Source organism: bacterium (assembly GCA_029210545.1).
Taxonomy (GTDB): Bacteria; BMS3Abin14; BMS3Abin14; order BMS3Abin14; family BMS3Abin14; genus JARGFV01.
This window is the reverse complement of sequence record JARGFV010000026.1, coordinates 21,984-28,721: the sequence shown is the minus strand read 5'-3', so window position 1 is coordinate 28,721 and position 6,738 is coordinate 21,984. Positions and strand designations below refer to the sequence as shown.

Here is a 6,738-nt window from a genome sequence, read left to right as displayed (position 1 = left end):
TAGATGCCCGCGTACTGGTAGGTATAGGAAACCGCGCTATCATCAGAGGCGTAGATGTCCACGACCCCGTTCCCGTCAAGGTCGTATCTGTACTCAACGGCGTCGATCCCTTCGGTGTCCGTTCTGAAAGAGACCTGGATCGGGGCCACGCCCGAGGAATAATTGGACCACAGAACCACGGCTGGTTCCGTGGCACTGGCCGCAACTTGTACGCTATCTACATCCCTTATCTCCTCAAAAGTGGTGATGGTTGCCGTGAGTGTATTTGTCCCTGCCACCAGGGGCACCTCCGACGCGACGAAGACTCCCCCCGACAAGGCTGCCGGTACACCGTTGACCACGATTCCCACATCGTCGGTGTAGGCCTCCCAGCTTCCCTTTACGGTGGCCTTATTCGCCTCCAGGCTGCTTCCCGTAACCGGGTCAGTCACCTGAACGTCCTGGACGTACACTCCATTAATGGAGATGGTGATATAAGACGACGGGATGCTCCTGACCTCCACCTCCGGCCCCCCGGTATCGCGGTAGAACCCCTCCGGTTCGAACAGGGGCAACGTCACCGTGTTCGAGGCGAAGGCTCCCGGTACAACGGCCGGGATCGTAAACAAGGCCGCCATTGCGATCACCCACATGGCCAGATTACAGCCAAGCTTACTGCGGTTCCGGACTTTGTCAAAAAATAGTCAAATATAACACGGGATTATGCACACGACCGTGTGCAACAGGCGGTGAAACTGATGGGCATAATAGGCTACGGAGGACAAGCCGGTCAGGAATCAGGAGATCCAGTGCACCGGTGCACATGCGCACTATAAAACCGGCAACCCTCAACCCTTGATAGAGTCGTAAAAAGTCCAACCCGGAACTTCAACTCTCAACTCGGGTCTCCCCTCATTCCACGGGAAGACTCTTATCCGCCGCCCACCTGAAGAACGACTGGTCGTAGTTGGCGGCCTTCCCGTACCCGGCCATCCGGAGTGCCAGTACCATGAAAGACGACCGGATCCCGGCCGTGCAGTAGGCCGCGATCTCGTCGTCCTCTTCCAGTCCCGCGGTTTCAAAGAGCGCCTTCAGCTCACCGAGGGTCTTCAGACGGCCGTCTTCCCGGAAAAGGGAGAGGTAGGGAATCAGAACGGCCCCGGGAATGTGGCCGCCCCTGGCCTCTCCTCGCTTGCGTGAGCCGTTGAACTCCATTGCCGTGCGGCTGTCCACGATGCGCGCGCTTCCCAGACGCTGGTGGACCCACTTCGAGTCCACCGTGAACCCGTCGACCGGGATAACGTCTCCGAAGGTGACCGGGACCGGATCGACCTTCTCCCTGGAAACAGGATAGCCGTTCCCTTGCCAGAAAGGGAAACCTCCGTTGAGGATGCGGGCTTTTTCAACGCCGAGCATCAGGAGCATCCACACGAACCGGCCGTCTTCTCCCCGGCCGCCCAGAGGATCTCCGTAGACGACCACCGAGGTGGCAGCATCAACACCCAGTTCCCCGAACTTTCCGGACAGCTCCTGTGGGGCAAAGGCGACACCCCACTTGGAGCTTCCAGGCCGTCCAACGGTAACGGCGAAGCCCTGCCAACTCACCGGGATGGCCCCCGGGATATGCCCCTTGCGGTGTGCTTTGGGGCCTCGGGCGTCGAGGATGACGAGATCCTTCGAACCGAGGATGTCCGCCAGTTGGTCGGCATCGATGGTATAGCCGGGGCCCGGCGGGGCGCCGCCGCCGGGGAGCACCGGGAGCTGGATAAGGAAGAGGAAGAAAACGGTCAGGGCCGGGGCGATGCGCACAAATCTCCTCCCGGTAAGTGAGGTAAAAAGTGCCGGTTTTTCCGGCGATCAGCGTTTCTTCCTGCCTGTGAGCATGACCAGCCCGGTAACGACCAGCACGGCGCCCCCCACGAGGTAGACAATAGTTTCGGTGGAGTAACCGCTGCCGAATGCCCTGCGCAACCCTCCCGCGACGGACTGGGTTTTTCCGTAGCCGATGTAAAGCGTCACGGAGCCGAAAACGAGGCAGCCGATAGCCATGGATCGCTTGATCATAAGTTCTCCACCCCTTCCTCACCGGAACCGCTGTCCTCCCTACCGAGTTCGGGGAGGACGAGGCGCTCGACCACCTGGATGAGCTTGTTGTAGTCGATGGGCTTGGTCAGGAAGGCGCTGGCGCCCGCTTCAGAGGCCTTTTGTCGCACGTTTTCAGCGGTTATGGATGTCAGCATGATAATAGGGACATCTGATCTGAGCTCCTGGCGGACCTTTCTGGCCAGGGTCAATCCGTCCATCACCGGCATCACGATATCGGTGACCACCAGGTGGTAACTGTTCCGGCGCAGTTCCTCGTAGGCCTGGGCTCCGTCCTCCACGACAGTGGCGACGCAGGGGAAGCAGGTCTGCAGTGCGTCACAGACGATGTTTCGGACGAGGGCCGAGTCCTCTACGAGAAGAACCCTTTTCACAGGTTTAGCGATCCTTGGCAGCGTTCCATGGTATCTCGCTGTGCTACGGTTAAGCGCGAAGGGCAAAGGTCGAAGCGCGAAACAGGCATTCTAGCTTTATTCATCGCTCATCGTCCTTCGTTTTTTATCTGTCCTTCTCCGCGTCCTCTGGTGCGCGTGAGACAGCCTTCCAGGACCTGGTGTGAAAACAGCTCGGTAGGCATGATCCTTCCAACACGGAAAATCATACACGATAAAACTCAGAAGGAAAATTGAAAGAGGTGTCATCCCACCTGGCGATACCAGTCTCGTCCGTAATAACGGTGTTGGTATTGTCCGGAAGGCCGGTGGCGATGTGGACTGTTGCCCCTGCCACGGGACTGCTGTCGGCTGCACGCAGAACGGTGACCTGGAGCGTGACGATATGATCGCACGGGTCGTCCTCCGGGTCCGCCGTGCCGCAGGAAGAAACTCCCCCCACGGAAACTCCGGGTGATCCGCACCCGAAATAGACCGTTTCGGCCCCCAGGCTGAGGAAAAGGAGAAGCACAAGCAGCAGGAGAGTTGAGCGCCTCATCAGTGGTGAGGATATCACGAAAGGGATGATGCCGGACGGGAGGAAATGACGGCAGGGCGAAACCGCTTGACGCGGGGGAGGGGGGCCGCGGGGTGGTTCAGAAAGACATTTGGACGCGGCGACGCGGAGTGGTAAGCTGAACGCGAAAGTACAACAGTATTTTAATCCCGACGAATTTTTATTGCTCTTAGTATAAAGCACCTTATTGGTGCTCTTTCTCCGTGTCCCCGTGTCCCCGAGTCTCCGTGTCGGACGGTCTTCATGGTTTTCAGGGTGTCAGTGTCAGTAACCGAGAAAGGCCCCGCTTGGAGCCTTTCCTTTGGACATTGGACGTTGGACTTTGGACTCGGTCAGCTGATCCATCGTTTTCTGCGCCTGTAATGCTTGACGTCCCGGTAACTCTTTTCCTCCCCCACCTTGGACAGCCCCAGGTAGAACTCCTTGACGTCCTCATTCTCCTTGAGCTTGTCCACCGGGTCGTCCATGACGATCTTGCCGTTCTCCATGATGTAGCCGTAATCGGCGATGGAAAGGGCGATGCGCGCGTTCTGCTCCACCAGGAGGATGGTGGTCCCTTCCTCCTTGTTGATGCGGTTGATGATCCCGAAGATCTCCTTCACCAGCAGGGGGGCGAGCCCGAGAGACGGTTCGTCCAGAAGCATCAGTTTCGGGCGGGCCATAAGGGCGCGCCCGATGGCCAGCATCTGCTGCTCCCCGCCGGAAAGGTAACCGGCCAGTGTATGGCGCCGGTCAGTCAGGCGGGGAAAGTAATCGAAGACCATGGCCATATCCATTTTAACGTCCGCCCTGCTCTTCCTCGTGTGGGCACCCGCAATGAGGTTCTCGTCAACGTTCAGATCGTCAAATATCCTGCGGCCCTCCATCACCTGAAAGATACCCATGCTGACCCTCTTTTCCGGGTCTACGCCATCGATGGGCTGTCCCATATAGATAATGGAACCGTCGGTGACTTCCCCCTCCTCCCCCTTGAGGAGGCCTGAGATGGCCTTTAACGTCGTGGATTTGCCTGCCCCGTTGGCTCCGAGAAGGGCCACGATCTGGCCCTCGTGGACCTCTAACGACATTCCCTTGAGGACTAATATAACGTCATCATAAATGACTTCAACATTATTCAATGAAAGAATGGGTTGATTTTCCGAGTTGTTGGCTGCTGGTTCCGGCATTGCCTGCCTCACTGGCTTACGGTCTGTACAATGTGGAAGTTATTTATATGTTTTTTGTCTGGTCCTGTGGTTTGGGGACCAGACAAACAGGACAATAGGACTGAACGAAAAGGGAGGCGGCGTTACGCCGCCCCCCTTGAAGAGAGTCCTATTGGCCGAGCCACTCGGGCCGGCGTTTCATCGTCACGTTCTTGACCGTGACGATCTTCCCGTCGGCATCGATCATGTTGATGTTGAGGGTCGTGTTGGGGCGGTGGTCAGTGGGGGTGAAGGTGATGGGAGCTGTCAGACCGCCCGTATCGAGGTCATTGATAGTCTCCAGGGCGGCCTTGACGCCGGGGCCGTCCAGGGTCTCGGCCTTCTTGAGGGCCTCCCACATGACCATCATGGAACTCCACCCCTGGATGTAGTGGACGGTGTGGGAATCATCCGGGTGCTTCTTGGTGTGCATGGACATGGGAGCGGCCATGCCGGGAACGTCCGCTCCCCACATGGCGAAGGGGCCCATTCCGTAGACCCTCTCCTTGGCCGCGTCCCCGGTGAGTTTCACCAGGTTCTCGTCGAAGCCCCACACGTTGACGAGGAATTTCGTGTCCAGGCCGAGCTTGGCGGCGTCCTTGATGATGACAGCCGTACTGGCCACTGTCCCGCCGATCCACGCAAAGTCAGGGTTGAACTGCTTCATGTTGGTGAGCTGGCTCACGGCGTCGGTGGCGTTGAGGGCCACGAACTGGTCAGGGCCGACCTCGAGGCCCAGTTCGGCGGCCATGGCCTTTCCCGCCGGGATGGGGTTCTTGCCGTAGGGATGGTCGGGGTAGATGAAGACGACCTTGTTTTTACCGGAGTCATGGACGAACTGCATGGCGGCCCTGATGGCGTCCCCGTAGGCGGTGCTGGCATAGAAGTTGTAGGGCGTCTTGGCCGGATCGTTGATGAGGGAATCGTAGGATGCCGAGATGTAGACGATCTTGTCCTTTGAGACGAGGGCTTTCAGCGCGTTGGTGTCGCCTGTGCCCCACCCCTGGATCAGGAAGATCCCCTTGTCCTTGTACGTCTTGTAGAGCTCGACCGCCTTGTCCGGCTTGTAGGCGTAGTCGTTGGCGATGATCTCGACAGGCCGCCCGTTGACGCCGCCGTTGGCGTTGATGTAGTCTGCCGCGTCCACGGCAGCGACCGCGTAGTCCTGGCCCACGTCGGACGTGGCGCCTGTGGTGTCGAAGATGCCGCCGATGACGATAGGCTCTTTGGGAGCCTCTTCCGCCTTTTTGGGCGGCTCGGCCTTCTGGCAACCCAGCCCGCCGATAGCGATGATCATCAGAGCCGCGACGGTCAGGACGATCCATTTTGAACCCAGTGCTGCTTTACTCATCCTTATCCTCCTTGTGCGAACTTTTCGTTCCCCCCTGGCTTCTCTATTATCTGTACCGATCCTCCCGCCGGAACGGGACCTGTTTAAAACGGCATTCTAATACGAGAAGGGCCAAAGCTTCCAGTAGTTTTTCACGGTGTGCCAGCGGGCGGCCAGCCCGTCCGGTTCGAAAATGAGGAACAGGATGATGATGAGGCCGAAAACTCCTTCCGTCAGGCTCTGAAAAATGGCGAACACCCCGGGATAGACCTGGGTCAGGGCGTGCTCGGGGATGCGCAGCATGATGGGAAGGAGGGTCATGAAGACGGCTCCGTAGATGGCGCCGAGGACGCTTCCCATCCCGCCGATGATGATCATGGCGAGGTACTGGACGGAAAGCCAGATGCCGAACGCCTCGTCGTTGACGACGAGCACGTAATGGGCCCAGAGGCCTCCGGCGATCCCGACCAGGAAGGAACTGATCCCGAAGGAGAGAATGCGGTAGAACCAGACGTTGACCCCGATGACTTCCGCTGCGAGGTAGCGGTCCCGAATGGCCACGAAGGCCCGGCCCGGACGGGTGCGGGTCAGGTTCTTGGTGTAAAGGGTCGTGGCGATGACAATGGTATAGACGAGATAGTAATAGGAGCGGTCAGTGCCCATGTCGATGCCGAAAAAGGTCGGTGAACTTACAACGAGGCCGGTGCTGCCCCCTGTCAGGGCGCTCCAGTTCCTCATGGCGTACCCGATGATGAACTGGGCTGCCATGGTGGCGATGGCAAGGTAAAGCCCCTTGAGCCGCAGGGAAGGGATGCCGAACACCATTCCCACAAGGGCCGTTATCAGGCCGGCCATGGGGAGGGCGAACCAGAAGGGGATGCCGGCCTTGATGGTCAGTATGGCCGACGCGTAAGCCCCTACACCCATGAACGCCCCGTGGCCCAGGGAGATCTGCCCGGTGAACCCGGTGAGGATGTTCAGGCCGTGTGCCCCTATGATGTAGATCCCGATGAGGTTCATCAGATAGAGGGTGTTGGTGTTGAACATGCTGTTGAACGGCTTGTTGATCCACGGGAAGACGGCCAGGAAGATGAAGAACCCGATCATCCAGAACTTGATGAACGGCGTCTGGAAGATCGCCATGTCCTCCTTGTACGTCTCGTGGAAGATCCCGGATTGCTGCAGACTCATGGC

8 protein-coding genes are annotated in these 6,738 nt (G+C 58.6%); all 8 read right to left on the bottom strand.

From position 1 onward, the window contains the following. On the bottom strand, positions 1 to 617 hold a 617-nt coding region (locus P1S46_04545; protein MDF1535758.1), incomplete at its 3' end, for a hypothetical protein. Between the two features lie 274 nt (positions 618 to 891). Further along, on the bottom strand, positions 892 to 1,788 hold the full coding sequence (locus P1S46_04540; protein ID MDF1535757.1) for a rhodanese-like domain-containing protein: 897 nt from the start codon (positions 1,786 to 1,788) through the stop codon (positions 892 to 894). A gap of 48 nt (positions 1,789 to 1,836) precedes the next feature. Further along, the gene (locus tag P1S46_04535) at positions 1,837 to 2,043 is read right to left on the bottom strand and encodes a DUF3185 family protein (GenBank protein ID MDF1535756.1); all 207 of its coding nucleotides are present in this window, start codon (positions 2,041 to 2,043) and stop codon (positions 1,837 to 1,839) included. Continuing rightward, complete coding sequence (locus P1S46_04530; GenBank protein ID MDF1535755.1) at positions 2,040 to 2,456, bottom strand: response regulator; 417 nt, start codon at positions 2,454 to 2,456, stop codon at positions 2,040 to 2,042. Before P1S46_04530 ends, P1S46_04535 begins: the two co-directional genes overlap by 4 nt. Before the next feature lie 223 nt (positions 2,457 to 2,679). Continuing rightward, positions 2,680 to 3,012: a hypothetical protein gene (locus P1S46_04525; GenBank protein MDF1535754.1), complete on the bottom strand. Its 333-nt coding sequence runs from the start codon at positions 3,010 to 3,012 to the stop codon at positions 2,680 to 2,682. A 350-nt stretch (positions 3,013 to 3,362) separates the two neighbouring features. Further along, a complete protein-coding gene (locus tag P1S46_04520) occupies positions 3,363 to 4,157 on the bottom strand; it encodes an ABC transporter ATP-binding protein (protein ID MDF1535753.1) in 795 nt (264 codons plus the stop codon). Positions 4,158 to 4,344: 187 nt separating this feature from the next. Then, on the bottom strand, positions 4,345 to 5,565 hold the full coding sequence (locus P1S46_04515) for an ABC transporter substrate-binding protein (protein MDF1535752.1): 1,221 nt from the start codon (positions 5,563 to 5,565) through the stop codon (positions 4,345 to 4,347). A gap of 96 nt (positions 5,566 to 5,661) precedes the next feature. After that, a complete protein-coding gene (locus P1S46_04510; protein ID MDF1535751.1) occupies positions 5,662 to 6,735 on the bottom strand; it encodes a branched-chain amino acid ABC transporter permease in 1,074 nt (357 codons plus the stop codon). Positions 6,736 to 6,738 lie beyond the last annotated feature (3 nt).